Below are 23,453 nucleotides of genomic sequence, written 5' to 3'. Positions count from 1 at the left end.
CCAGGCTCATGTCAGTTGTGAGGCGAAGGTCTTGATACCGCGCAGCATCATCTCGATCGAGACGGCCACCAGCACCAGGCCCATCAGCCGTTCCAGTGCCACCACAAAGCGGTCACCCGCCACGCGCTGGATGCGCTCGGCCAGCACCAGGACCACCGCGCTGACCGTCATGGTGACGCACAGCGCCGCGATCCACTCGATCCGCTTTTCGGGCGCTTGTGACACCAGCAGCAGCACGGTAGCCAGCGCCGACGGTCCGGCAATGGCAGGAATGGCCAGCGGCACGATCAGTGGTTCACCCGGAGGTTCGTCAGTTTCCACCTTGGGCGGTGGAAAAATCATGCGCAGCGCGATCAAAAACAGGATCACACCGCCGCCAATCTGCAGCGACAGCGCGCTCAGGTTCATCACGCGCAGAAAGCTTTCGCCAATGAACATGAAGGTCAGCAGCAGCAAAAACGCAATCAGCACCTCACGCAGGATGACGCGTGCGCGTCGCTCGGGTGCCACGTGCTTGAGGGCATTGGCGAAAATCGGGATGTTGCCGATCGGATCGGTGATCAGGATCAGCAAAATGGTGGCGGAGGCAAAGGTGTAGTTCATGCGCGCTGCAAGGGCTGTCGGTGGCAACAGGATAGCAGGCTTGAGGCTGGCAGCTCCCTGAGTTGCCAGCCGACACGCCCGCTGCGCTTTGCGATGGGCGCAGCAGACGGTAAGACCAAGGGGTTCAGGCCGCTTTTCTGCGTACCAGGAACAGCGACGTGGTGGCAATGCGCACCAGGTTTTCTGCCACGCTGCCCATCACCATGCGCTCAAAGCCGCGCCGGCCGTGGGTGCCGATCACGATCAGGTCGGCGTCCCATTGGCCGGCCGCCTCCACAATCATGTCGGCGACGCGTTTGTTGTCTGACTCGACCAGAATGCGGAAAGGGTCCAGGCCAGCCTCTTTGGCTTTGTCCATGGCGTCGTCAAGCAGTGTCTCGGCGGCCTGGCGCATACCGGCTTTGACCTGGTCGATGTCGAACAGGGCGCCCATACCCATGCTGTTCTTGCTCAGCATCCCGGTGTCAAGCACGGTGCCTATGCACAGGCTCATGCCCGGAAGGCTGGCGAACTGGATGGCCTCGACCAGCGCTGCCCGGGCCGTGGTGCTGCCGTCGATGGCGACAAAAATACGTTTACACATGAATGAACTCCTGGGGAATAAAGTGGATCAAGGCTTGACCGCCAACATCATCGGGTCGGTGACTCCCAGGCCATGAATGGCGATCATGGTCAGCACGCCCGCCACGACGAGGTAGTAGAGCGTCGGGATGATGGTCATGCGCAGAATCGTGCCTTCGCGCCCGAGCAAGCCCACCGTGGCCGATGCCGCCACCACGTTGTGGATGGCGATCATGTTGCCCGCAGCGGCCCCGACGGCCTGCACGGCCACCAGCAGGGCACCCGAAACGCCGATCAGTTGCGCCGTGTCAAACTGGAACTGCGCCATCATCAGGTTCGACACCGTGTTCGAGCCGGCAATGAAGGCCCCCAGCGCGCCCACCGACGGGGCAAAAAACGGGTAAATGCTGCCCACGGCGCCAGCCACCAGTTCGGCCATGGCGCGCGGCATCGAGGGCAGGTCGGCCATGTTGACACCTGAGTTGATCAGGATCCGGACCATGGGAATGGTGAACATCAGCACAAAACCGGCACCGAGCAGGGTGCGTGACGATTCACCCACCGCCGCCTTGAGCTCCGAAAATTTCATGCGCTGCAGCAGAAAAGTCGCCAACACCACCATGATCATGATGCCGCCGGGCAGGTACAGAAACTGGATGCTGCCCGACAAGCCTTTTTCCCCCAGAATATTCGACCAACCCAGCACCAGGTTGTTGGAAAAGAAGGCCTTGACGCCGGGGTGCACGCGCGACAGCACCAGCAGGCCCGCCAGCAACAGGTAGGGCAGCCAGGCCAGGCCGACCGACATGGGGGCCTTGGCGGTCAATTGGTCAAGTTTGATTTCGATGCTGCCCATCCAGTGCACCGGCCAGTCCTTGGCTTCGGCAAAGTCCCAGGTTTTCTTGGGCAACAAGAAGCCCATTTTGGCGGCAGGCACCACAATCGACAGACCCACCAGGGCGCCGATGATCGATGGGAATTCGGGGCCCAGAAAAACACCGGCCGCGGCGTAGGGCAGCACAAAAGCGAGTCCGCCGAAGAGCGCAAACGGTGCAATCGCCAGGCCTTCGCGCCAGGACTTGTTGGCACCAAAAAAGCGTGTCAGCATGGCGCACATCAGCAGCGGAATGACAAAACCGATCAGCGCATGGGTGATGGCCACCTCCGAGGTGATGAGTCGGTAAAAAACATCCCAATCCGAGCCCTTGGCCAGCAATTGGCTTGAGATGCCGGCTTTGTCCAGACCCCCCGTCACGCCCACCACAATCGGCGTGCCGACCGCGCCAAAAGACACCGGGGTGGACTGCACCATCATGCCCAGCATGACCGCGCCCATGGCCGGAAAGCCCAGCGCCACCAGCAAGGGTGCTGCCACCGCAGCGGGGGTGCCAAAGCCGGAAGCGCCTTCAATGAAGCAGCCAAACAGCCAGGCCACGATGATGACCTGCACCCGGCGGTCCGGGCTGATGTTGGCGAAGCCGCCACGGATGGCCTTGATCGCGCCTGAATGCTTCAGGGTGTTGAGCAGCAGAATGGCGCCAAAGATGATCCACAGCACCGCGCCGGTCAGGATCAGGCCCTGCAATATCGAGGCGATGACCCGGTTGGTCGACATGCCCCAGGCGCCCAGGGCAATCACCACACTGAGCACCAGCACGGCCGGCATGGCACGTTTGGCGGGCCAGTTGAAACCCACCAGCAGCACGGCGGCCAGCACCAGTGGCGCAAAGGCCAGCAAGGAAAGCATGGTTTGATTCATGATGGCCTCCTGCGTCTTGAGGGTTGTGAAAAGAGAGGGATCGACCGCCAGGTGTTCATGATGGAAATACTCCTTGCTGAATGGGAAAAAAAGGAATGCGCGCCAGGACGTCCATCAAATGGCGCATGGTTTGTCTTCTTTTTGTTGTTTGGTAAATTGGTATTACCAGTTGATAACTGTAACAATCTGGATTTTGACGTGGAACTAGGGTTTACCCTGCGTTTTGATGCAATATTTTCAATCAGGTTTTGAAATATGATGCAAGTGGTATGACCAGTATTGCCCAAAGACAAGCATGATCTCAACACGTCCCGGTGCTCCTCGCCTGGCCGACTCTGTCGCCAGTGAACTCGAAAAAAGAATGCTTGAAGGCTCACTCAAGTCGGGCGACCGCTTGCCTGCAGAGCGCCTGCTGGCTCTGGATCTGGGCGTGTCGCGACCCTCGCTGCGGGAAGCGATGCAAAAATTGGTGTCCAGGGGCTTGTTGACCACGCGCCATGGCGGCGGCACCTATGTGACCGACCGGCTCGATGCCCATTTTGTCGACCCCTGGCAGGACATGCTCAAGGGCAACCCCCTGCTGCACCGTGACCTGCTTGAAGTGCGCCAAATGCTGGAAAGCCAGGCGGCTTCGCTGGCAGCCGACCGTGCCACCGATCTCGACATCAGCCGACTCGACGAGGTCTATGCAGCGCTTGAAAACAGCTATGAACGGGATGATTTGAGCGCCTGCATTGACGCCGACGTCGCCTTTCACCAAGCCGTGGCCGAGGCCACCCACAACGTGCTGATCGGTCACCTCACGGCCAGCCTGATGCGCGTGATTCACGGCCATGTGTCAAATAACCTGATGCACTTGCACGCCCGGCCGCAGCGCTGGAGTCACTTGCGGGCACAGCACCGTGCCATCTGGCAAGCCATTCGCGAGCACAGGCCGCAGGAGGCGGCGCTCGCCGCCAGTGAACACATTGAATTTGTGCGCCAAGCCATCGAGGACAAGGCGCTCGATGAAGAGCGGCGCTCAAGTGCGCTGCGGCGATGGGGGGAAACGCCTGCGGGCTGATCAGCTGGCGTAAAGCGATGCCAGCGAGGCAAAGCCCTTGACCTCGATCGGGTTGCCGAAGGGGTCGCAAAAGAACATGGTCCACTGCTCACCCGGTTGCCCGGCAAAACGCAACTGTGGCGGCAGGACGAAGTCGATGTTGGCGTTCGTCAAGCGCTTGGCCAATGCCTGCCAGTCGGGCAGCCCCAGCACCAGGCCAAAGTGCGGCATGGGCACCAGATGCTCGCCCACATGACCCGTGGGCGTGGTCTTGAAAGGCTCGCCCAGGTGCATCGAGAGTTGGTGTCCAAAAAAATCAAAATCGACCCAGGTCGCGGTGCTGCGTCCTTCGCGGCATCCCAGCACGCCGCCGTAGAACGCGCGGGTCTGGTCGAGGTCGGTGACGTTGAAGGCCAGGTGAAATAAGCTGTTCATCGACCGCAGGATAGCAGGTCCGGGGAGACGTTGGGATGCCATAATCGCGCCCCATGACCCTTCTGCAATCCCTGCGCAATGCACCCTGGCTGGCCAAATTGGCTGTGCTGTGGTTTGCCCTGACGCTTGGCGCTGCAGTGGCCTCGCCCTTGGTCAACCCGCAAACCGAGCTGGTGATCTGCACCGGCGCGGGCATGCTCAAGGTGGTGTTGGCGGACGACGGCACGGTCACCACCGCTGCCCCGTCTGACAGCGGTGACACCCTGTTTTGTCCCTTGTGCCTGGTGGCGGGTGCGCCACCCCCTGTGGTGTTGAACACCGTGGCTGCGCCACAGCCACTGGCCCATGCCTTGCGGCGTATTCCAGCGGCCATCATCGCCGCCCGGACCGCTGCGCTACCGCCAGCGCGCGCCCCCCCCAAAGTCTGATCGCCCGTCAGAGTCGCTGTTGGGTTGTTGTCGGGCCGTCGTAGGGTCGACTTCAGTCGACCAGGCGGGTGCAAGTCCGCCCTACAACACTGCCGGGTGCAGCCCTTTTTCTCAGCTCAAGCGGCCATCCCCTTGGTGTTCTTTTCGTCATGGCCTGAGCCATCTTTTTTCTGTCACTCATACGGTCGTCCCGACCTTTTTAATCCTGAAGGAAACCCCATGAAATTCAAATCACTGATGACCGCCGTCGCCCTGGCTGCGACCACGTTCGGCGTGCTGGCTGCCGATGCCGCCGTTGAGGTCAAAAACGCCTGGGCCCGCGCCACCGTCACGGGCCAGTTGGCCACCGGCGCGTTCATGACGATCACGGCCAAGGAAGGTGCCACCCTGGTCGGCGTGGCCTCACCGGCCGCCGGCGTGGCGCAGGTGCATGAAATGAAGATGGAGGGTGGCGTGATGAAAATGGCCGAGGTCAAAGGCGGCTTGGTCCTGCCCGCCGGCAAGGCCGTGGAACTCAAACCCGGCGGTTACCACCTGATGCTGATGGACTTGAAAGCCGCGCTGGCCAAAGACAGCACCGTACCCGTCACCCTGACGTTCAAGGACGCCAAGGGTGCCGAGAGCAAGCTGGAGCTGAAGCTGCCCGTGGCCGCCATGGCACCGGGTGGCATGGTCAAACCGGCCGCCATGGACCACTCCATGCACGGCAACATGCCAGCCAAGTAAGGCTGTAGGGGCGCTTGCGAAAGCGCACGCCCACGGCCCGCCCGGGCCCGATTTTTCCTGTTTTCGCCGGATCTGCACCACTGCAGCAACGCGCGCCGGTCCGGCGTGTGTGTGCTGTGCGTGTGTTGTGGGTCAGTACGCCCATCTTCAGCCCAGCAAGACGGCGACGGAGTCATTTCATCCTTTAGAACAACGCCATCAAGGCAAGAAAATCACCATGTCTTATCCTCAGTCCCATCCATTCTCCCGTGCCATGACGCTGGCCATGTCGGCGCTGTGCCTGCAATGCAGCCAAGCCCTGGCACAAGAGGCCGCCACTGCAAGTTTGCCCACCGTGACGGTGAACGCCAGCAAAATCGACACGGCCCAGCCACCGGGCGCGACCCCGGTCGATCCAGCCGTTTTGGCCTCCAGACTGGCCACCACCAGTGACACTGCCAGCCTGTTGACCGACGTGCCGGGCCTGAGCCTGTACGGTGCGGGGGGTGTGTCGAGCCTGCCCGCCATCAACGGCCTGGCCGACGACCGTCTGCGCATCAAAGTCGATGGCATGGACTTGATTGCCTCCTGCCCCAACCACATGAACCCGGCGCTGTCCTACATCGACCCGACCCAGCTGGGCGCGCTCACGGTGTATGCCGGTATCGCGCCGGTTAGCAGCGGCGGCGACAGCATTGGCGGCACGATCAACGCCGAGTCGCGCGCGCCAGAGTTCGCTGCACCTGGCCAAAAGCCCATTGTCAAAGGCGAGGTCGGCACGTTTTACCGCAGCAACAACAAGGCCAGCGGTGTCAATCTGTCGGCCAGCTACGCCACGCAGGCGCTCAGCATCAGCTACAGCGGGGCCAGCAGCCAGGCTGACAACTACAGCGCCGCTGCCGATTTCAAAACGTATGACGCCACCGGGCGCCCAGGCCATATCCTGGCCCGTGACGAAGTGGGCTCCAGCGCCTTCGACACCCTGAACCACACCCTGGCCCTGGCGTTCAAAAATGACAACCACCTGTTTGAGGCCAGGCTGGGCATCCAGGACATGCCGTTCCAGCTCTACCCGAATCAGCGCATGGACATGCTCTACAACAAGCAGGACAGCCTGAACCTGAGCTACCTGGGCCAGTTTGACTGGGGTTCGCTGGAGGTCCGCGCCTACCAGGAGAACGTGGACCACTTCATGGACTTTGGCGCGGACAAAAAATATTGGTACAGCAATCCGCCAGGTCCCAGTTATTCGGGTGTGCCCTGCGTCGTGACGGCCTTCCCTTCGGCGTGTGCCGCCGGCATGCCGATGTACACCGAGGGCAAAACCACCGGTGTCAGTGTCAAGGCCGGGGTGGCCCTGAACCCGCAAGACCTGCTGCGCGTCGGCGCCGAGCTGCAGCAATACCGCAACAACGACTGGTGGCCAGCGTCAGGTGCGAGTATGGCACCGGGCACCTTCTGGAACATCAAGGACGGCGAGCGTGACCGCACGGCCCTGTTTGCCGAGCTGGAAAGCGGAAAAAGCGCGCAGTGGATGACGCTGATTGGCGCGCGTTTGGAGCAGGTCAGGATGGATGCTGGCGAGGCTGCGGGCTACAACATGGCGCCTGCAGCCATGGGCAATCAAGCACGCGATGCCAACGCCTTCAACGCTCAAAGCCACGCCAGCACCGACACCAACCTCGACCTGAGCGCCTTGGCCAAATACACCGCCAATGCCAACTATGACGTTGAATTCGGCTTTGCCCACAAGGTGCGCTCGCCCAACGTGTACGAGCGCTTTACCTGGTCAACCTGGACGATGGCGGCTTTGATGAACAATTTTGTCGGTGACGGCAACGGCTATGTGGGCAACCTGGGCCTTGTGCCCGAGAAAGCCAACACCCTGAGCGCCACCTTCGACTGGCACGCGGCTGACAAGGCCTGGGGCTTCAAGGCCACGCCGTTCTTCACCCAGGTGGACGACTACATCGATGCCGTGCAGTGGAATGCCACCGCCAACGCCGCTGCCACCACGCTGGTCACCAACGCTTTCAGTGTGTTGAAGTACATGAACCAGTCGGCGCGACTCTACGGGGTCAATCTGTCCGGCCACCTGCCACTGGCCAAAACCAGTTGGGGCGAGTTTGGTTTCAAGGGCCTGTTGAACTACACCCACGGCAAGAACCGGGACACGGGCGACGGCTTGTACAACATCATGCCGCGCAACGCCCGGCTGACGGTGACGCAGAAAACCGGTGCCTGGGACAACAGTCTGGAGCTGGTCGCAGTCAAGGCCAAGACCGATGGCTCGACCCTGCGCAACGAGATCAAGACCCCCGGCTACAGCCTGGTCAACCTGCGTGGCAGTTATTCGTGGCAAACCGTGCGGCTGGACTTCGGTGTGGAAAACCTGTTTGACAAGTTCTATTTCCTGCCCACCGGCGGGGCCTACACCGGCCAGGGCACCACCATGAGCAGCACGGGCACGCCTTACGGCACTGCCGTGCCGGGCATGGGGCGCTCGGTTTATGTGGGCGTGAACCTGAAGTTTTGACCTTGGAGTCCCGGCGCGGCACCGAGAAAAGCTGTTTCACGCCCGGCGCTTTGCGGTAAGCTGTTGCCTGTGCCACGACAACAACTTTTCAGGAGAAAAACATGAGTCATTCAGACAACGACGGTTTTGCCAAATTTGTTCCTGGCTTTGACTTTTTGCAAAACCTGGCCAAGGGCGCCACGCAAGCGGTGCCGCAAATGCCCAACCTGTCCAACTGGATTGCGCCGTCGCTCAATGAAGAAGAGCTGGACAAGCGCATCGCCGAACTCAAGGCGGTGCATTTCTGGCTCGATCAAAACTCCAAGGCGCTGGGCGCCACGGTGCAGGCGCTGGAGGTGCAAAAACTCACCCTGGCCACGCTCAAGGGCATGAACCTGAGTATGGGCGAGGTGGCCAATGCATTCAAGTTCAAGGCCACGGACGCCGCGCAGGAGCAGGTCAGCAAAGTGCCGGAAAAAGTGCAGGAAAAACCCCAGGCCGAGGTGGAGAAGCCGGCTGAGCCAGCCAGCAAACCGGCAACTGCGGCGGCCGGTTTGGTCGACCCGATGCAGTTGTGGACTGCGCTGACCCAGCAGTTCCAGCATATTGCCGCGGGCGCCATGAAGGACGTCAACAAGGTACCCGCGAAAGACGCCCCTGCCGCTGCGCCCAAGCCTGCCCGTAAAAAAGTGGCGAGCAAAAAGGCACCTGCCAAGACGGCCAGAAAAGTGGCGGCCAAATCCAGTGCCCGAAGCCGCTAACTTGTACCACCGCAACTGCCAGGCCGGGTCATGAAATTGTTTCCTTATGGGCATGCCACCCATCCGCAGTGGGGCATGGCCGCCAACCTGGTGTTGGCGCAGCTGCGCGCCCAGATGGCGCTGCACGGTTACGCCAGCAGCCCGACCCTGGCCTTGCTTTACATCACCGACCACTACGCTGCCCAGGCGCAGGAGATCCTGGAGCACCTGAGCGCCGAACTGCCTGAAGTCACCGACTGGTCCGGTACCGTGGGCGTGGGCATTGCCTCGAACAATGTCGAGTACTTTGACGAGCCCGCGCTGGCCGTCATGCTGTGTGAGTTGCCCAGCGACCAATACCGGGTGTTCTCGGGCGTGGCGCCCTTGGGGCTGGCCTTTGAGGCACACACCGCACTGGTGCATGCCGACGGCCATACCCCTGATGTGGGTGAACTGATCGAGGAATTGGCCCAGCGCACCGACTCCGGTTATGTGTTTGGCGGACTGGCCTCCAGCCGTGGTGCGACAGTGCAATTTGCCGTGTCGGGCAATGGCAATGTCAAGGGGCAGGGCGCGGCCAGCGGTGTTTTCAGCGGCGGCTTGAGCGGCGTGGCCTTTGGCTCCGAGGTGGCGCTGGTGTCGCGCGTCACCCAGGGCTGCCTGCCCATCAGCCGCGCGCACCAGGTCACCAGCGCCGAGCGCAACGTGGTGCTGACGCTGGATGGCGAGCCGGCACTGGATGTGATGTTGCGCGAACTGAAGGTGTCGCTGGACGAGCCGCGCGAGGCGCTGAAAGCTGTGCGCGCCACACTGGTGGGGCTGACCGCGCCTGAAAGCCTGGCGGATGCGTCGCAAACCGTGACGCGCACCGGTAACTTTGGCCCCGATGTGCTGGTGCGCCACATCATCGGCCTGGACCCGGGACGTGCCGGTGTGGCGGTGGCCGACATCGTGACCGAAGGCATGGAGCTGGCGTTTTGCCAGCGCAACGTGCAGGCCGCGCGCGCCGACCTGATGCGCATTTGCGCCGAGATCCGTGAAGAGCTGGAGCCGCAGGAGCAGGCGCTGGAAACGGCCGCTGCGCTTGCGCAATCCGAAGCCGAAGCAGCACCGCATGCCTCCCGTGGCATTGCCGGCGCCATTTATGTGAGCTGCTCAGGCCGCGGTGGCGCCCATTTTGGTGGCGACAGTGCCGAGCTGCAGATCATTCGCCGCGCGCTGGGCGACGTGCCGCTGATCGGCTTTTTTGCCGGCGGCGAGATTGCCCGCCATCATCTGTATGGCTACACCGGTGTGCTGACGGTGTTTACTGGTAAATAAATTTACACCCCGCGCGCCCGGTCCGCCTTGAACTGCTGGCGGAAAGCGCCAAAGCTGCCGGCATCGAGTGCGGCGCGCACCTCGCGCATCAGGTTCAGGTAGTAGTGCAGGTTGTGGATGCTGGCGAGCATCGGGCCGAGCATTTCGCCGCAGCGGTCGAGGTGGTGCAGGTAGGCTCGGCTAAAGCCGCCGCTGATCGTGCCGTTGGGCCGGGTCGTGCCTTTGCAGGTGTAGCAGCTGCAGGTGCTGTCGAGCGGCCCGTGGTCTGCCTTGTGGCGCGCATTGCGCATTTTCAGGTCGCCAAAACGCGTGAACAGGGTGCCGTTGCGCGCGTTGCGGGTGGGCATCACGCAGTCGAACATGTCCACGCCCTGCGCCACACCCTCGACCAGGTCTTCGGGCGTGCCCACGCCCATCAGGTAACGCGGTTTGTGCCAGGGCAGGCGGTGCGGCGTGTGCGCCATGATGCGCAGCATTTCTTCTTTGGGCTCGCCCACACTGACGCCGCCGACCGCGTAACCGGGGAAGTCCATGGCCACCAGTTGCTCCAGCGATTCCTGGCGCAGGCCCTCAAACATGCCGCCCTGCACAATGCCGAACAGAGCGTTGGGGTTTTCCAGCCGGGCAAATTCGTCCTGGCTGCGTTTGGCCCAGCGCAGGCTCATTTCCATCGAGACCCTGGCCTCGTGTTCGGTCGTTTTCTGGCCCTTTGTTTTGGGTTCGACCGACAGGTAGGGCGTGCATTCGTCGAGTTGCATGGCAATGTCGGAGTTCAGCGTGGTCTGGATCTGCATCGACACTTCGGGCGACATGAACAGCTTGTCGCCGTTCACCGGCGAAGAGAAGTGCACGCCTTCCTCGGTGATTTTGCGCATGGCGCCCAGGCTCCAGACCTGGAAACCGCCCGAGTCGGTGAGGATGGGTTTGTTCCAGCGCTCAAAGTCGTGCAGGCCGCCAAAGCTTTGCATCACGTCCAGCCCCGGGCGCATCCAGAGGTGAAAGGTGTTGCCCAGGATGATTTGCGCGCCCATGTCTTCCAGGCTGCTGGGCATCACACCCTTGACCGTGCCGTAGGTGCCGACCGGCATGAAGATCGGGGTTTGCACCATGCCGTGGTTCAGCACCAGCGTGCCGCGGCGGGCATGGCTGCCGGCGTAGCCGGTCTCAGGCAGCGGCGGGTCGGTGCGCAACAGGTCGAACTGAACCACGGGCTGGGTCGGAGGTGGATGCGGATGGTCGTGGGGATGATCGTGATCGTGTGTCATGGCGATGAAGAGGAGCTTGGGCGGTATTGTCTTTGATCTGGGGCGCAGGCCATGGCCTTGGGCGCGATGGTGGGTGAGATGCGGGGTCAAAGGCTTGCATCACCCGACTGATTAGACATTTATTTGCTTTACGTTTATGATGTGCTTTACTTAACTTTAAGTAAAGGATTTGCCATGCAAGCAGAAGCAATTGTGTCAAGCAAAGGGCAGGTGACGCTGCCGGCTGCCATGCGGGCCAAGCTGGGGATTGGTCCGGGTTCCCACATCCAGTTTGAACTGCGCGGGCAAGAGTTGGTGATCAAGCCTGAACTGCCGATGAGCGCGTATTACGGGCTGCTCAAAAAATACAATCTCGATCCTGCCGATCTGGAGATTGAAAAAGAGCCTGATCGGGAATTTGAATGAACGTCGTTGATTCTTCTGGCTGGATTGAATTTTTTCTTGCGGGCGCGAATGGCCCCAAGTTCAAGCCCGTGATCGAGCAGCGCAACACCCTGCTGGTGCCTGTGATTGCGCTGTTTGAAGTGCACAAGGTGCTCAGCCGCAAGGTGCCAGCCGATGCGGTCACGCAGTGCCTGGACGTGATGCGGCTGGGCCGGGTGCTCGACATCACCGACCGCCGGGCCGTGGCGGCGGCCAGCGTGGCCGTCAAACACCGCCTGGCGATGGCCGATGCCATGATGTACAGCCTGGCACTGGAACTCGGCGCCACGTTCTGGACGCAAGATGTCGACTACCAGGGCCTGCCGGGGGTGAATTTTTTTGCCAAGCCTTGAGCGCCAGGTGCGCAAGGCTTGCCGTGCGTTGGTGCGCCAGACACACCAAGCATGAGAATTCGCAACGGAGGTAATTTCGTCAAATCATAGGATGCTTCACCGTTCAATCAACAGGAGCATCACCATGAAACATGTCAGCAAAAAAACCGTCCTGATGGCCGTGTCACTGGCGCTGTGCAGCGGTGCCATTTGGGCGCAGCAGGCAAAAACCGACCAGGGCAAGTTGGAGTACGACACCAATTGCGCGGTTTGCCATGGCCCGTTGGGCAAGGGCGATGGCTCGCTGCGGGACTTGCTGCGTGTCAGCGCAACCGACCTGACCCAGTTGGCCAAGAAAAACCAGGGCATTCTGCCGGTCACCCGGATGTATGACGTGATCGACGGCAAGGGTGTGCCAAGCCATGGAAGTCGCGACATGCCGATCTGGGGCCAGGCTTACCGGGTTGATGATGCCCAGAGGCTCCATGAAGCCCGTGGCAATTACGACGCAGACGGCCTGGTGCGGGGGCGCATTTTGTTGCTGGTCGAGTACATCAACCGGCTTCAGGCCCGCTGAGCGCGCGCGTCAGCAACATGGCGTCGCCGTAGCTGAAAAATCGGTAGCGTTCGCGAATCGCATGGGCATACAGCGCCATGATGTGCTCGTGCCCGGCAAAAGCGCTGACCAGCATCATCAGGCTTGACTTGGGCAGGTGAAAGTTGGTGACCAAGGCATCAACCACCCTGAATTCAAAACCGGGGGTGATAAAGATGCATGTGTCGCCGGTCGGCTGGCCACTCAGGGCCCAGGATTCGAGCGTGCGCACTGTCGTGGTCCCCACCGCCACGACCCGACCGCCGCGCGCGCGACAGTCGGCAATGGCCTGCTGGGCGGCTACCGGCACCTCGTACCACTCGCTGTGCATCTGATGCTCGGACAGGTTTTCTGTCTTGACCGGTTGAAAGGTTCCCGCGCCCACATGCAGCGTGACGTGGGCGCGCTGCACGCCCATGGCGTCAAGTTGCGCCAGCAGGGTGTTGTCAAAATGCAGCGCGGCCGTGGGCGCCGCCACGGCGCCCAGATTTTTGGCAAACACGGTCTGATAACGCTGGGCGTCCTCGGCCGAGTCGGTGTGGGTGATGTAGGGCGGCAGGGGCACATGGCCGTGGCGCGCCATCAGGGTGTAAGGGTCATCACCCGCATCATTGGCCAGCACAAAGCGAAACAACGCGCCGTTTGCATCGGGCCAGCGTCCCAGCAGCGTGGCGCTCACATTGTCCGGGTGACCCGGCGCGCTGACCAGAGACATGGTGTCGCCAATGGCGGGCTTCTTGCTGACACGCAGGTGCGCTGCCACCTGGTTGCCACCGAGTACGCGCTCGATCAGCAACTCCAGTTTGCCGCCTGTGGCCTTTTCGCCAAACAGGCGCGCGTTCATCACACGGGTGTCGTTGAACACCAGCAGGTCGCCTGCCTTGAGTAGCCCGGGCAGATCCCGGAAGATGCGGTCGGTGGGCGCGCTGGCGCTGCCGTCGAGCAAGCGTGAACCGCTACGCTCAGGCGCCGGGTGCTGGGCGATCAGTTCGGGCGGCAAATCGAAGTCAAAGTCGCTCAGGCAGAAAGTGCGTGCTGTCGTGGAGGTATGGGGCATGGGGCTTACACCGGCCAGACCACGCCGTGGTCGTTCAAAATAGCGTCCATCGGCAGGTCGTGTGGTTCGGGTTCGAAGTCAGGTAAAAAGTCGGTGCCAAAGCCCAGGCCCACGGTGAACGGGCGCGGGTTCAGGTTGGCCAGGGTACGGTCATAAAAACCGCCGCCGTAACCCAGGCGGTAGCCTCCGGGCGCATAACCGACACAGGCCACAAACAGCAGCGAGGGGGTGATGACCTCGGTGTCTTTGGGTTTTGGGATGCCGTAAGCGTCCTCTTCCATCGGACAGCCCGGGTACCAGGTATGAAAAGCCATGGTTTTATGAACTTTATCCACCACGGGCAGTCCAATTTTGCGCAGTTGCTGCTGCTCGATGAGTTCGCCGTCTTCTTTCCAGCGGTGCAGGGCGGGCAGGGGGTCGAATTCTCCCTTGATGGGCCAGTAAGCGCCAATCACGGTGTCGGGGCGCCCCACCAGCCAGATCCGCAGTACCTGTTGCAGCATGGCCACACGCTCTGTGCGGTCCGGCAAGCGCAGGCGCTGGTCAATCAGCCGCTTGCGCAAAGCTTTTTTTTCAGCGGCTTTTTGTTCTTCAGATTTATTCATAATCACTCTATGCAGTTCACAACTATTTTGACATTGATTGGCTTGCTGGTTTCGCTGGCCGGCCTGCCCGCGCAGGCCCAGCCGCAGGGCGCCGGCACCAGCGCCTCCGATGCTGTGATGCTTGACATGCGCGAAGCCTTCAACAAGAGTCAAACCAAGCGCCTGAGCGAGCTGTTGCCGCGTGCCCAGAACCATGTGCTGGCGCCCTGGGCCGCTTACTGGGAACTGCGTGCCCGCCTGGAGACGGCCACCCCCGACGAGATCAGTCGTTTTTTAACCCGCTTTGCTGGAACCTACCAGGAAGACCGCTTGCGCAACGACTGGCTGCTGCTACTGGGGCAGCAGCAGGAATGGGGCACGTTCATGGCCGAATACCCCAATTTCCGCATGAACGATGACCGCTCGGTCCAGTGTTATGCCTTGCTGACCGACTTCAAGTCCAACGAGCGCGATGTGGCGCAACAGGTTGAAGACCGTTGGCTGGCCCTGCGCGAGGCCGATGAAGGCTGTGCCACGGCGGCCGGGCAGTTGCTCCAGGCCAAAAAGCTGCCAGCGCATACCGCCTGGCTGCGTGCCCGGCTCGGGATGGAAAACGGCAAGCCGCGCGTGGCCGTCCAGGCGGTGGGCTTGCTGGACCCCGAATGGGCCAACACGGTCAGCGCCATCTACGCCAATCCCGAGCATTACCTTGAAGGCCGGCTGCTGGCGCTGCGCGCGCGCACCAAAGAGCTGGTCACGCTCGCCATGATTCGCCTGGCGGTCAAGGACCCTGAGCTTGCCGCCCTTGAGGTCGACAAGCTGCGCTGGAAAACCCAGCTCAGCCAGGAAGAGCGCAGCTGGGTTTGGGGTGTGATCGGCAAAGGCGCTGCCATACGCCAGTCGGACAAGGCGTTGGCCTTTTTTCTGAACGGGCAAGACAAGCTGATGCACGCCGACCACCTGGCCTGGAAAGTGCGCGCTGCGCTGCGTGCAGGTCGCTGGGAACAGGTCGCAGCCGCCACTGCGGCCATGACCGAGAGCCAGCGCCAGGAGGCTGCCTGGGTCTACTGGCGCGCGCGGGCTTTGCTGGCGCTGGCCAAAATGCCAGCTGATCGTGCCGAGGCCCAAGCCTTGCTGCAAAGCGTGGCGGGTGTGCAGGGCTTCTACGAGTTGCTGGCACAAGAAGAGTTGGGCTTGGCGATCATGCCACCGCCCCCGCCCGAACCCCTGACCGCAGCTGAAAAGGCCGCTGCCAATGGCAACCCCGGTTTGCAACGTGCGCTGGCGGCCATTGCCATTGGCTTGCGCGCGGACGGGGTGCGCGAATGGAACTACAGCACCAATCTGCACACCCGCGGTGGCATGGGTGACCGCGAGCTGCTGGCTGCGGCGGATCTGGCGTGCCGCCACGAGGTCTGGGACCGTTGCATCAACACCAGCGAGCGCACCAAGAGCGTGATTGACCTCGCGCAACGCTTTCCCATGCCGCACAAACAGGCGGTGTTGGTGCGCAGCCGTGAGATCGGACTGGACCCGGCCTATGTCTATGGCCTGATCCGCCAGGAAAGCCGCTTTATTGTGGATGCCCGCTCGGTCGTGGGGGCTTCCGGCCTGATGCAGGTGATGCCGGCCACGGCGAGCTGGACCGCCAAAAAAATCGGCATGACCGACTTCAAGCCGCACCAGATCACCGAGCGCGACACCAATATTGCCATTGGCACCGGTTACCTCAAGCTGGTGCTCGATGACTTTGCCGGCTCGATGCCGATGGCCGCCGCGGCTTACAACGCCGGCCCCGGTCGGCCGCGTGCCTGGCGCGGACAAGCCGGCGCACCGGTGCTGGAGGCCGCCATCTGGGCCGAAAATGTGCCCTTTACCGAAACCCGCGATTACGTCAAGAAAGTGCTGGCCAACACCACCATTTACGCCGCCATGATCAGTGGCCAGACCCAGTCGCTCAAGGCACGGCTGGGCAAGGTGGGTCCACGGGTGGCCGACGGCACAGTTGCCGCCAATGACCTGCCCTGAACGTATCATCGGGGGCTTCTCTCTCATTGGCTGACCATCCGGAGACCCCATGCGCCTTGCCTACCTGTCTGTTTTGCTGGCTACCGCCCCGGGTGTGTCGGTCTCGGCCCCGGCCCAGACCGCCCCGGCCAGCCGCCTGGCAAGTATTCAAGTCAGCAAGCTGGTGCGCGTGTGCCTCTGGCCTGACTGCTACAGCATCACTTACCGCAACCCCAAAACGCATACGCTGTCCGGCGTTGACATCGAGATGGCGCACCGAAGTCAAAACCTTGATGGGCACACTGATCCCGGTGTTGTTGATGACCGTCGGCCCTTTGCAATCGGCAGATGGTCTTGCTGAAACAGCGCTCATTGTCTGAGCAGCGTGCGCAGGTTGAGCGCGTGCTGCGTATCAATGCGGCTGTTTTTGAAGCCAGTTCCGAATCCATTCTCGTGACAGATCACGAGGCCAACATCCTGTCGGTCAATGCGGCGTTCACGCGCATGACGGGCTACCCGGAGCAAGAGGTGCTGGGGTGCAATCCCCGGATCCTCTCCTCAGGGCAACAGGACCGGGCTTTCTATGCAGCGCTGTGGGACCAATTGAAGCAAACCGGCCGGTGGCGCGGGGAGCTGGTGAACCGGCGCAAGGACGGCAGCTTGTTTGATGCCCAACTGGCCATCAGCACATCACATGACGAGCAGGGCAACTTGCGCCACTATGTGGGGGTGATCTCCGATATCACCGAAAAAAAACAGGCGCGCCTGGCGCACGATGAGGTGTTCAACCGGTTCAAGAAAATTGCCAGTCGCGTGCCGGGGGTGCTTTACCAATTCAGGCTGCGCCCGGACGGAACAGCCTCTTTCCCCTATGTCAGCGAGGCTATCGGCGCCTTGTACCGGCATCGACTGAACCCGGCCGATGTGCAGCACGATGCCAGCCCGGTGTTCGCCATGATCCATCCGGACGACCTGGCTGCTGTGACGGCCAGCATCCAGCAATCCGCCCAGCAGTTGACGCCCTGGGAGCACGAATACCGCATTCGCCTCGACGCCGACACAGACACCGAGAGCTGGATGCATGCCAGCGCGATGCCGGAACGCGAACCCGATGGCTCCGTGTTGTGGCACGGTTTTATCTCGGATGTCACCCAGCGCAAGCGCGCCGAAGAAAAGCTCACGCTGGCGGCCAGTGTCTTTGGTACCGCCCGCGAAGGCATCATGATCACCGACACCAAGGGGGCGATCATCGACGTGAATCAAGCCTTCAGCCTGATCACGGGCTATACCCACGATGAAGTGATTGGCCGAAATCCGCGCTTCCTGCGCTCCGGGCGGCAGGAAAAGGCGTTTTACGAGGCCATGTGGCGCGATCTGCAGGACAAGGGTCACTGGTATGGCGATGTCTGGAACTGCCGGAAAAATGGCGACCTCTATGCCGAGATGCTGACCATCAGCACGGTGTTTGACGACCACGGCCGACCCCAGCATTACGTGGCCATTTTTTCCGACATCACCGAGGCCAAGCAGCATGCGCAGCAACTGCACCATGTGGCGCACTTTGATGCCCTGACCAATCTGCCCAACCGCGTGTTGCTGGCGGACCGCCTGAGCCAGTCGATGCTGCAATGCCAGCGCCGCGGTCTCAAGCTGGCGGTGCTGTTTCTGGACCTGGACGGTTTCAAGGCCATCAACGACAGTTTTGGTCATGATGCCGGTGACCATTTGCTGGCGGTGCTGGCCAACCGCATGAAACTGACCCTGCGTGAGGGCGACACGCTGGCGCGTTTGGGGGGTGACGAGTTTGTGGCGGTGCTGGTCGACGTGGCCAACGACGCCGAGCTGCTGCCCATGCTCACGCGCTTGTTGGCTGCGATCACCGAGCCCATCGTTTTTAACGATGCCCGCTTGCGGGTCACGGCCAGCCTGGGGGTGACCTTTTACCCGCAGGAGTCGGACATTGATGCCGACCAGTTGCAGCGCCAGGCTGACCAGGCCATGTACCAGGCCAAGCTGCTGGGCAAGAACCGGTTTCATATTTTCGACACCGAACACGACCGCAGCGTGCGGGGTCACAATGAGAGCCTGGAGGAAATCCGGGAGGCGTTGGGAAGTGGTCAGCTGACGCTGTACTACCAGCCCGAGGTCAACATGCGCAGTGGCCGGCTGGTGGGCGTGGAGGCACTGATCCGCTGGCAGCATCCGACCCGTGGCCTGCTCGGACCGGGGCTTTTTTTGCCCGTCATCGAGAACCATGCGCTGGCGATCGAAGTGGGCGAATGGGTCATCCATACCGCGCTCGATCAGGTGCAGGCCTGGCATGCCCAGGGGCTTGATCTGCCGGTCAGTGTCAACGTGGGCGCGCGCCAATTGCAGCAGCGCGATTTTCTCGGGCGCCTGCAAACCATTTTGGCCCAACACCCGACGGTGCTGTCCGGCCGACTGGAACTCGAAGTTCTGGAAACCACCGCGCTGGAAGATATCAGCGGGGTGACCCATGTCATCGAGCAATGCCGGCTGATGGGGGTGTTGTTTGCGCTCGACGATTTTGGTACCGGCTACTCGTCGCTGAACTACCTCAAGCGGCTGCCGGTGGCGCGCATCAAGATTGACCAGAGTTTTGTCCGTGACATGCTCGACGATGCCGACGACCTGGCGATTTTGCAGGGAGTCATCGGTCTGGCCCATGCGTTCAAGCGCGAGGTCATCGCCGAAGGGGTTGAAACTCTGGCACACGGCAGCGCCCTGCTGCAGCTGGGCTGCGAACTGGCCCAGGGTTACGGCATTGCCAAGCCCATGCCCGGGGCCGAGTTGTTGCAGTGGTCGCAGCGCTGGCAGGCCGACGCGACCTGGATGCGCGGGCTCAGCCAGCAGCCGTCGGCGCCGCCGCCGCTGGCTGCTAGCATCACGCCTTTGAAAGCTGCTTCATGAAACTTTATATCGGCAACAAGAATTATTCGTCCTGGTCGATGCGCCCCTGGGTGCTGCTGACCCAGGCCGGTATTGCGTTTGAAGAGGTGATGTTGCGCTTTGACGCCTTTAGCCCCGACTCAAACTTCAAGGCCGCGCTGCGCAAGCTGTCGCCCACCGGCAAGGTGCCGGTGCTGGTGGACGGTAACCTGGTGGTGTGGGACACGCTGGCCATTGCCGAATACCTGGCCGAGCAGTTTCCTGAAAAAGTGCTTTGGCCCCGCGACAGGGCCGCCCGGGCGCGTGCACGCAGCCTGTGTGCCGAAATGCACAGCGGCTTTACCGGCCTGCGCGGCCATTGCCCGATGAACATCGAGGCCAGCCTGCCCGCGGTGGGCGCCCTGGTCTGGCGTGACCAGCCAGCCGTGCGCGCCGACCTGGCGCGCCTGATCGCCATGTGGCGGCAATGTCTGGTCGAACACGGTGGCCCCATGTTATTTGGCGACTTCAGCGTGGTCGATGCCTTTTATGCCCCGGTCTGCATGCGCCTGCGCAGCTACGCCTTGCCCTTGCCGGCTGACGTGAGTGCCTATGTGGCGCGGGTGTGCGCCTTGCCGGGCGTCCAGGCATGGGTTGATGGTGCGCTGGCCGAGCAGGATTTTTTGGACTTTGAAGAGCCTTACCGCTTGTCGCGCTGAAGCAGGGGGCCCCGGCATGCAGATCTACATGGTGGGTGGTGCGGTGCGTGATGCCCTGTTGGGACTGCCGGTGCAGGACCGCGACTGGGTGGTGGTGGGCAGCACGCCGCAGCACATGGTGGCGCAGGGCTTTGTGCCGGTGGGCAAGGACTTTCCGGTGTTCCTGCACCCGCAAACCCATGAGGAGTATGCGCTGGCGCGCACCGAGCGCAAGACGGCGCCGGGCTACCGCGGCTTTGTCATTCATGCGGCGCCTGACGTGAGCCTGGCCCAGGACCTGGCGCGGCGTGACCTCAGCATCAATGCCCTGGCGGTCGCGGCCGACCAGCTCGGCCCTGGCGGCGTCTTTGACCCCCAGCACGTTATCGATCCGCATGGCGGCGTGCAGGACCTGGTCGACAAATTGTTTCGCCACGTTGGCCCGGCGTTTCGCGAAGATCCGGTGCGCATTCTGCGTGTGGCGCGCCTGGCGGCCCGTTTTCCTGAGTTCACAATGACACCCGAAACCTTGACGCTCATGCGCGAGATGGTCACCAGTGGCGAGGTCGACCACCTGGTTCCCGAGCGCGTCTGGCAAGAGCTGGCCAGAGGCCTGATGGAGGCCATGCCGTCGCGCATGTTTGCCGTGCTGCGCGACTGTGGCGCATTGGCCCGCTTGCTGCCCGAGGTGGACTGCCTGTGGGGCGTGGCGCAGCGCGCCGACTACCACCCCGAGGTCGACACCGGCGTGCACGTGATGATGGTGATGGACATGAGCGCGCGCCTGCTGGCGCCCCTGCCGGTGCGGCTGGCCTGCCTTTGCCACGACCTGGGCAAGGGCAACACGCCCGCCGATATCCTGCCGCGCCATCTGGGGCACGAGCAGCGCAGCGTCGGCTTGCTGCGTAACCTGTGCACGCGTCTGCGGGTGCCCACCGAATGCCGGGAACTGGCCGAGGTGATGGCGCGCGAGCACAGCAATATTCACCGCTCAAGCGAGTTTGATGCCGCCGCTTTGGTGCGGCTGCTGGAGCGCTGCGACGCGCTGCGCAAACCGGCGCGTTTCGCTCAGATCCTGCTGGCCTGCGAGTGTGATGCGCGCGGGCGCCTGGGCTACTTTGATTCCGCCTACCCGCAGCGCCCGCGTTTGCAGGCGGTGCTGGCGGCGGCTCAGGGGATCGACACCGGTGAGGTCGCCGCCAGTGCCGTGGCGCGCGGTGCCAAAGGGCAGCACATTGCCGAGGCCGTGCACACCGCCCGCGTGGCTGCGGTGCGGACGGTCCTGGCTGCTTGACGACCGCAGGCGTGAACGCGTCGGGTATGCTTGCCACATGTCTAGTTTGCTGATCATTGAAGACGACGAATTGCTGCGCGATGGCCTGAGTGCGCAGTTCACCCAGGCCGGCCACCTGGTCACGGCCGCGGCCGATGGCGAGGCCGCGCAGACCTTGCTGGAAACGCAGCGTTTTGACGGCGTGGTGCTCGACCTGGGCCTGCCCAAAATCAGTGGCATGGAATTGCTGCGCTGGGTGCGCAAGCGCCTGCCCGCCCTGCCGGTGCTCATTTTGACCGCGCGCGAAGGTGTGGATGACCGGGTGCAGGGGCTCAACGCAGGCGCCGACGATTACCTGACCAAACCCTTCAACATGGCGGAGCTGCAGGCCCGCATGGGTTCCCTGCTGCGGCGTGCCCGGCTGCCGGCATTTGGCGGCTCGCTGGAATTGGCCGGCAGCCAGTCCGCCCGGCCGCTGCGTGTCGATGCCGTCCTGCCGCAGGCCTGGCTGGGGGACGAGGCGCTGGAGCTCACGCAGCGCGAATGGGCCCTGTTATCCTTGCTGGTCACCCATGCCGGGCGTGTGGTGAGCCGCGAGGATGTGCTGGAAACCTGGCAGAGCGAGCCCGGTGAGCCCGGTGCCTTGGCTTCCAATGCGCTGGAGGTGTATATCCACCGCCTGCGGCGCAAGCTGGTGGATTCCGGCCTGAATATTCGCAATGTGCGCGGCCTGGGTTACATGCTGGAAACGGGTGTCGCCTGAACCTGCATGCGCCAATGACTCTGCCCACTGCAACGCAACACCACGGGCAGGGCTTGTCACTCAAGCGCCAGTTGTTGCTGTGGTTGCTGCTGCCCCAGCTGGTGTTGTTTCTGGTGGGCGGTGCCCTGGCTTACCGCATGGCACTGAATTACACCGAGAAGGCCATCGACCAGTCACTGACCCAGTCGGTGCGTTCGCTGGCGCGTCAGGTCAAACCGATTGGTTCAGGCCTGCTCATCGACTTTCCCCGAGCGGCGCAAGACATCATCGAGCAGGACCCCGAGGACCGGGTGAGCTACATGGTGTCGAGTCCGCCCGGCAGTTTCCTGTTGGGCAACGGCCAACTGCCGGGGCCGGCTGAAGCAGCGCAGCCACCGACCCATGAAGCGCTGCTGTACAACGCCCGGGTGGACGGCAAACCCATGCGGGTGGCGCTGATCGAGGTGGATTATGGCGATGCGGGTGCGCCCCAGCGCATGCGGGTCCAGGTGGCCAAGAGCCTGGCGGTGCAACAACGTTTGACCACCGAGCTGATTGCCGACATGCTGGCGCCGTTGCTGTTGTTGGGTATCGTGCTCAGCGTGCTGGTCTACGGTGGCATTTCCCGCGGCCTGCAGCCCCTGACCCGGCTGCAGGCGCAGCTGGGGGATCGGCGCAACCAGGCGCTGTCGGATGTGTCGCCGATCGAGATGACCGAGGCGCCGCAGGAAGTGCACGCGCTGGCCAGCGCCGTGAACCACCTGCTGAGCGCGGTGCGGCGCAGTCTGGGTCAGGAAAAGCGCTTCTTGAACGATGCTGCGCACCAGTTGCGCACGCCGCTGGCTGGCTTGATCAGTCAGACCGAGCTGGCGCTGGCTGAAAACGACCCACAGGCCTTGCGCGCACGGCTGACCAAGGTGCTGTCGGGTGCCCAGCGCAGCGCCCATTTGGTGCAACAGTTGTTGTCGTTGGCACGCAACGAAGTGGAAGTCAAGCTGCAGCCGCTGGATGTGGCCAGCCTGGCGCGCGAAGTGGCGCGTGACTGGACGCCACGCGCGCTCAAGGCCGGGATAGACTTGGGTTACGAAGGGGCTGACCACCTGATGCTCGCCGGCGAGGCTTTCCTGTTGCGTGAAGCACTGAATAATTTGATTGACAACGCGCTGAGGTATGCTGGCGCTGGCAGCGAGGTGACCTTGCGTGTGCGGGAGCAGGGCCCACAGGTGGTGCTCGAAGTCGCCGACAACGGCCCGGGCTTGTCGGCGCAGGACTTTCCGCATGTGTTCGAACGCTTTTGGCGGGCCAGCGATGTGCCGGGTGGTTGTGGTCTGGGGCTGGCAATTGTGGCTGAGATTGCGCAGCGCCATGGTGGCCACGCGCAGGTTCTGGCGGCCCAGCCCCGGGGCCTGCGGGTGCAGTTGTGCTTGCCGGCCAGGGTGCTTGAAAACGTGTTGGTTTGAGCCTTGCTATTATTTTTTAT

24 protein-coding genes are annotated in these 23,453 nt (G+C 62.5%); 17 read left to right on the top strand and 7 right to left on the bottom strand.

The genetic code is table 11. The annotated features are described in order from the left end of the window. Positions 1–6: 6 nt before the first annotated feature. The 3 genes from Q7U49_RS01740 to Q7U49_RS01730 form a co-directional block, all read right to left on the bottom strand. Positions 7–603, bottom strand: coding sequence for a MarC family protein (locus tag Q7U49_RS01740; RefSeq protein ID WP_304762027.1), 597 nt, complete (start codon positions 601–603; stop codon positions 7–9). Positions 604–727: 124 nt separating this feature from the next. Further along, positions 728–1,186, bottom strand: coding sequence for a universal stress protein (locus Q7U49_RS01735; RefSeq protein ID WP_304762026.1), 459 nt, complete (start codon positions 1,184–1,186; stop codon positions 728–730). Between the two features lie 27 nt (positions 1,187–1,213). Further along, complete coding sequence (locus Q7U49_RS01730) at positions 1,214–2,923, bottom strand: L-lactate permease (protein WP_304762025.1); 1,710 nt, start codon at positions 2,921–2,923, stop codon at positions 1,214–1,216. Between Q7U49_RS01730 and Q7U49_RS01725 the strand changes: the two genes are divergently transcribed. Continuing rightward, on the top strand, positions 2,915–3,175 hold the full coding sequence (locus tag Q7U49_RS01725; RefSeq protein WP_304762024.1) for a hypothetical protein: 261 nt from the start codon (positions 2,915–2,917) through the stop codon (positions 3,173–3,175). The two genes, Q7U49_RS01730 and Q7U49_RS01725, sit on opposite strands and share 9 nt — an antisense overlap. 43 nt (positions 3,176–3,218) lie before the next feature. Further along, positions 3,219–3,986 carry a FadR/GntR family transcriptional regulator gene (locus tag Q7U49_RS01720; RefSeq protein ID WP_304762023.1) on the top strand — a complete coding sequence of 256 codons (768 nt, stop codon included), beginning with the start codon at positions 3,219–3,221 and terminating at the stop codon, positions 3,984–3,986. On the opposite strand, the gene Q7U49_RS01715 is transcribed toward Q7U49_RS01720, so the two are convergent. Further along, a complete protein-coding gene (locus tag Q7U49_RS01715; RefSeq protein ID WP_304762022.1) occupies positions 3,987–4,400 on the bottom strand; it encodes a VOC family protein in 414 nt (137 codons plus the stop codon). It abuts the gene before it with no gap. 53 nt (positions 4,401–4,453) lie between these two features. Here Q7U49_RS01715 and Q7U49_RS01710 point away from each other — a divergent pair, with 53 nt between their 5' ends. The 5 genes from Q7U49_RS01710 to Q7U49_RS01690 all read left to right on the top strand — a co-directional run bounded on the left by Q7U49_RS01710 (position 4,454) and on the right by Q7U49_RS01690 (position 10,108). After that, entirely contained in the window at positions 4,454–4,828 is a 375-nt protein-coding gene (locus Q7U49_RS01710) for a DUF2946 family protein (protein WP_304762021.1), read from the top strand. A gap of 219 nt (positions 4,829–5,047) precedes the next feature. Next, entirely contained in the window at positions 5,048–5,554 is a 507-nt protein-coding gene (locus Q7U49_RS01705; RefSeq protein ID WP_370653946.1) for a copper chaperone PCu(A)C, read from the top strand. Between the two features lie 217 nt (positions 5,555–5,771). After that, a complete protein-coding gene (locus Q7U49_RS01700; protein ID WP_304762020.1) occupies positions 5,772–8,069 on the top strand; it encodes a TonB-dependent siderophore receptor in 2,298 nt (765 codons plus the stop codon). 101 nt (positions 8,070–8,170) lie between these two features. Continuing rightward, positions 8,171–8,809 (top strand): PhaM family polyhydroxyalkanoate granule multifunctional regulatory protein, encoded by a 639-nt coding sequence (locus Q7U49_RS01695; protein WP_304762019.1) that lies wholly within the window; start codon positions 8,171–8,173, stop codon positions 8,807–8,809. 30 nt (positions 8,810–8,839) lie between these two features. Further along, the gene (locus Q7U49_RS01690; RefSeq protein WP_304762018.1) at positions 8,840–10,108 is read left to right on the top strand and encodes an FIST N-terminal domain-containing protein; all 1,269 of its coding nucleotides are present in this window, start codon (positions 8,840–8,842) and stop codon (positions 10,106–10,108) included. A 2-nt stretch (positions 10,109–10,110) separates the two neighbouring features. Here the strand turns inward: Q7U49_RS01690 and tgt are convergent, their stop codons facing one another. Continuing rightward, complete coding sequence (gene tgt / locus Q7U49_RS01685; protein ID WP_304762170.1) at positions 10,111–11,316, bottom strand: tRNA guanosine(34) transglycosylase Tgt; 1,206 nt, start codon at positions 11,314–11,316, stop codon at positions 10,111–10,113. 231 nt (positions 11,317–11,547) lie between these two features. Here tgt and Q7U49_RS01680 point away from each other — a divergent pair, with 231 nt between their 5' ends. The 3 genes from Q7U49_RS01680 to Q7U49_RS01670 all read left to right on the top strand — a co-directional run bounded on the left by Q7U49_RS01680 (position 11,548) and on the right by Q7U49_RS01670 (position 12,705). Beyond that, a complete protein-coding gene (locus tag Q7U49_RS01680) occupies positions 11,548–11,778 on the top strand; it encodes an AbrB/MazE/SpoVT family DNA-binding domain-containing protein (RefSeq protein ID WP_304762017.1) in 231 nt (76 codons plus the stop codon). Continuing rightward, entirely contained in the window at positions 11,775–12,149 is a 375-nt protein-coding gene (locus Q7U49_RS01675) for a type II toxin-antitoxin system VapC family toxin (RefSeq protein WP_304762016.1), read from the top strand. Before Q7U49_RS01680 ends, Q7U49_RS01675 begins: the two co-directional genes overlap by 4 nt. A 124-nt stretch (positions 12,150–12,273) precedes the next feature. After that, positions 12,274–12,705, top strand: coding sequence for a c-type cytochrome (locus Q7U49_RS01670; RefSeq protein ID WP_304762015.1), 432 nt, complete (start codon positions 12,274–12,276; stop codon positions 12,703–12,705). Here Q7U49_RS01670 and queA read toward each other — a convergent pair. Beyond that, on the bottom strand, positions 12,683–13,780 hold the full coding sequence (gene queA, locus Q7U49_RS01665) for a tRNA preQ1(34) S-adenosylmethionine ribosyltransferase-isomerase QueA (RefSeq protein WP_304762014.1): 1,098 nt from the start codon (positions 13,778–13,780) through the stop codon (positions 12,683–12,685). The two genes, Q7U49_RS01670 and queA, sit on opposite strands and share 23 nt — an antisense overlap. A 5-nt stretch (positions 13,781–13,785) precedes the next feature. Further along, positions 13,786–14,385: a 5-formyltetrahydrofolate cyclo-ligase gene (locus tag Q7U49_RS01660; RefSeq protein WP_304762013.1), complete on the bottom strand. Its 600-nt coding sequence runs from the start codon at positions 14,383–14,385 to the stop codon at positions 13,786–13,788. A gap of 9 nt (positions 14,386–14,394) precedes the next feature. Here Q7U49_RS01660 and Q7U49_RS01655 point away from each other — a divergent pair, with 9 nt between their 5' ends. From Q7U49_RS01655 to Q7U49_RS01625, 7 genes are read left to right on the top strand one after another with little or no spacing between them, the layout of a single operon-like run. Continuing rightward, complete coding sequence (locus Q7U49_RS01655) at positions 14,395–16,392, top strand: lytic transglycosylase domain-containing protein (protein WP_304762012.1); 1,998 nt, start codon at positions 14,395–14,397, stop codon at positions 16,390–16,392. 49 nt (positions 16,393–16,441) lie between these two features. Next, positions 16,442–16,732, top strand: a complete 291-nt coding sequence (locus Q7U49_RS01650; protein WP_304762011.1) for a hypothetical protein — start codon at positions 16,442–16,444, stop codon at positions 16,730–16,732. Continuing rightward, complete coding sequence (locus tag Q7U49_RS01645; protein ID WP_304762010.1) at positions 16,720–19,302, top strand: EAL domain-containing protein; 2,583 nt, start codon at positions 16,720–16,722, stop codon at positions 19,300–19,302. Before Q7U49_RS01650 ends, Q7U49_RS01645 begins: the two co-directional genes overlap by 13 nt. Next, positions 19,299–19,979, top strand: coding sequence for a glutathione S-transferase family protein (locus tag Q7U49_RS01640; protein ID WP_304762009.1), 681 nt, complete (start codon positions 19,299–19,301; stop codon positions 19,977–19,979). Before Q7U49_RS01645 ends, Q7U49_RS01640 begins: the two co-directional genes overlap by 4 nt. Before the next feature lie 16 nt (positions 19,980–19,995). Then, on the top strand, positions 19,996–21,252 hold the full coding sequence (locus Q7U49_RS01635) for a multifunctional CCA addition/repair protein (RefSeq protein WP_304762008.1): 1,257 nt from the start codon (positions 19,996–19,998) through the stop codon (positions 21,250–21,252). Between the two features lie 37 nt (positions 21,253–21,289). Further along, positions 21,290–21,994, top strand: a complete 705-nt coding sequence (locus Q7U49_RS01630) for a response regulator transcription factor (RefSeq protein ID WP_304762007.1) — start codon at positions 21,290–21,292, stop codon at positions 21,992–21,994. Between the two features lie 14 nt (positions 21,995–22,008). Then, complete coding sequence (locus Q7U49_RS01625) at positions 22,009–23,433, top strand: sensor histidine kinase (RefSeq protein WP_304762006.1); 1,425 nt, start codon at positions 22,009–22,011, stop codon at positions 23,431–23,433. The last annotated feature ends 20 nt before the right edge of the window (positions 23,434–23,453 follow it).

Origin of the sequence: Rhodoferax sp. (assembly GCF_030653815.1) — a bacterium.
In the GTDB taxonomy this organism is placed as follows: domain Bacteria; phylum Pseudomonadota; class Gammaproteobacteria; order Burkholderiales; family Burkholderiaceae_C; genus Rhodoferax.
Note: the sequence above shows the minus strand (reverse complement) of the source record. Positions and strands in the feature narration are given on the sequence as shown.

What these genes read in the sequence shown, in the direction of transcription:
- Q7U49_RS01700 (WP_304762020.1), top strand. Translation starts at nt 5,772, where the DNA reads ATGTCTTATCCTCAGTCCCATCCATTCTCCCGTGCCATGACGCTGGCC.
- Q7U49_RS01645 (WP_304762010.1), top strand. Translation starts at nt 16,720, where the DNA reads ATGGTCTTGCTGAAACAGCGCTCATTGTCTGAGCAGCGTGCGCAGGTT.
- Q7U49_RS01660 (WP_304762013.1), bottom strand. Translation starts at nt 14,385, where the DNA reads ATGAATAAATCTGAAGAACAAAAAGCCGCTGAAAAAAAAGCTTTGCGC.
- Q7U49_RS01640 (WP_304762009.1), top strand. Translation starts at nt 19,299, where the DNA reads ATGAAACTTTATATCGGCAACAAGAATTATTCGTCCTGGTCGATGCGC.
- Q7U49_RS01735 (WP_304762026.1), bottom strand. Translation starts at nt 1,186, where the DNA reads ATGTGTAAACGTATTTTTGTCGCCATCGACGGCAGCACCACGGCCCGG.
- Q7U49_RS01635 (WP_304762008.1), top strand. Translation starts at nt 19,996, where the DNA reads ATGCAGATCTACATGGTGGGTGGTGCGGTGCGTGATGCCCTGTTGGGA.
- Q7U49_RS01650 (WP_304762011.1), top strand. Translation starts at nt 16,442, where the DNA reads ATGCGCCTTGCCTACCTGTCTGTTTTGCTGGCTACCGCCCCGGGTGTG.
- Q7U49_RS01705 (WP_370653946.1), top strand. Translation starts at nt 5,048, where the DNA reads ATGAAATTCAAATCACTGATGACCGCCGTCGCCCTGGCTGCGACCACG.
- Q7U49_RS01670 (WP_304762015.1), top strand. Translation starts at nt 12,274, where the DNA reads ATGAAACATGTCAGCAAAAAAACCGTCCTGATGGCCGTGTCACTGGCG.
- Q7U49_RS01690 (WP_304762018.1), top strand. Translation starts at nt 8,840, where the DNA reads ATGAAATTGTTTCCTTATGGGCATGCCACCCATCCGCAGTGGGGCATG.
- Q7U49_RS01630 (WP_304762007.1), top strand. Translation starts at nt 21,290, where the DNA reads ATGTCTAGTTTGCTGATCATTGAAGACGACGAATTGCTGCGCGATGGC.
- Q7U49_RS01710 (WP_304762021.1), top strand. Translation starts at nt 4,454, where the DNA reads ATGACCCTTCTGCAATCCCTGCGCAATGCACCCTGGCTGGCCAAATTG.
- queA (WP_304762014.1), bottom strand. Translation starts at nt 13,780, where the DNA reads ATGCCCCATACCTCCACGACAGCACGCACTTTCTGCCTGAGCGACTTT.
- Q7U49_RS01625 (WP_304762006.1), top strand. Translation starts at nt 22,009, where the DNA reads ATGACTCTGCCCACTGCAACGCAACACCACGGGCAGGGCTTGTCACTC.
- Q7U49_RS01740 (WP_304762027.1), bottom strand. Translation starts at nt 603, where the DNA reads ATGAACTACACCTTTGCCTCCGCCACCATTTTGCTGATCCTGATCACC.
- Q7U49_RS01655 (WP_304762012.1), top strand. Translation starts at nt 14,395, where the DNA reads ATGCAGTTCACAACTATTTTGACATTGATTGGCTTGCTGGTTTCGCTG.
- Q7U49_RS01695 (WP_304762019.1), top strand. Translation starts at nt 8,171, where the DNA reads ATGAGTCATTCAGACAACGACGGTTTTGCCAAATTTGTTCCTGGCTTT.
- Q7U49_RS01720 (WP_304762023.1), top strand. Translation starts at nt 3,219, where the DNA reads ATGATCTCAACACGTCCCGGTGCTCCTCGCCTGGCCGACTCTGTCGCC.
- Q7U49_RS01715 (WP_304762022.1), bottom strand. Translation starts at nt 4,400, where the DNA reads ATGAACAGCTTATTTCACCTGGCCTTCAACGTCACCGACCTCGACCAG.
- Q7U49_RS01730 (WP_304762025.1), bottom strand. Translation starts at nt 2,923, where the DNA reads ATGAATCAAACCATGCTTTCCTTGCTGGCCTTTGCGCCACTGGTGCTG.
- Q7U49_RS01680 (WP_304762017.1), top strand. Translation starts at nt 11,548, where the DNA reads ATGCAAGCAGAAGCAATTGTGTCAAGCAAAGGGCAGGTGACGCTGCCG.
- Q7U49_RS01675 (WP_304762016.1), top strand. Translation starts at nt 11,775, where the DNA reads ATGAACGTCGTTGATTCTTCTGGCTGGATTGAATTTTTTCTTGCGGGC.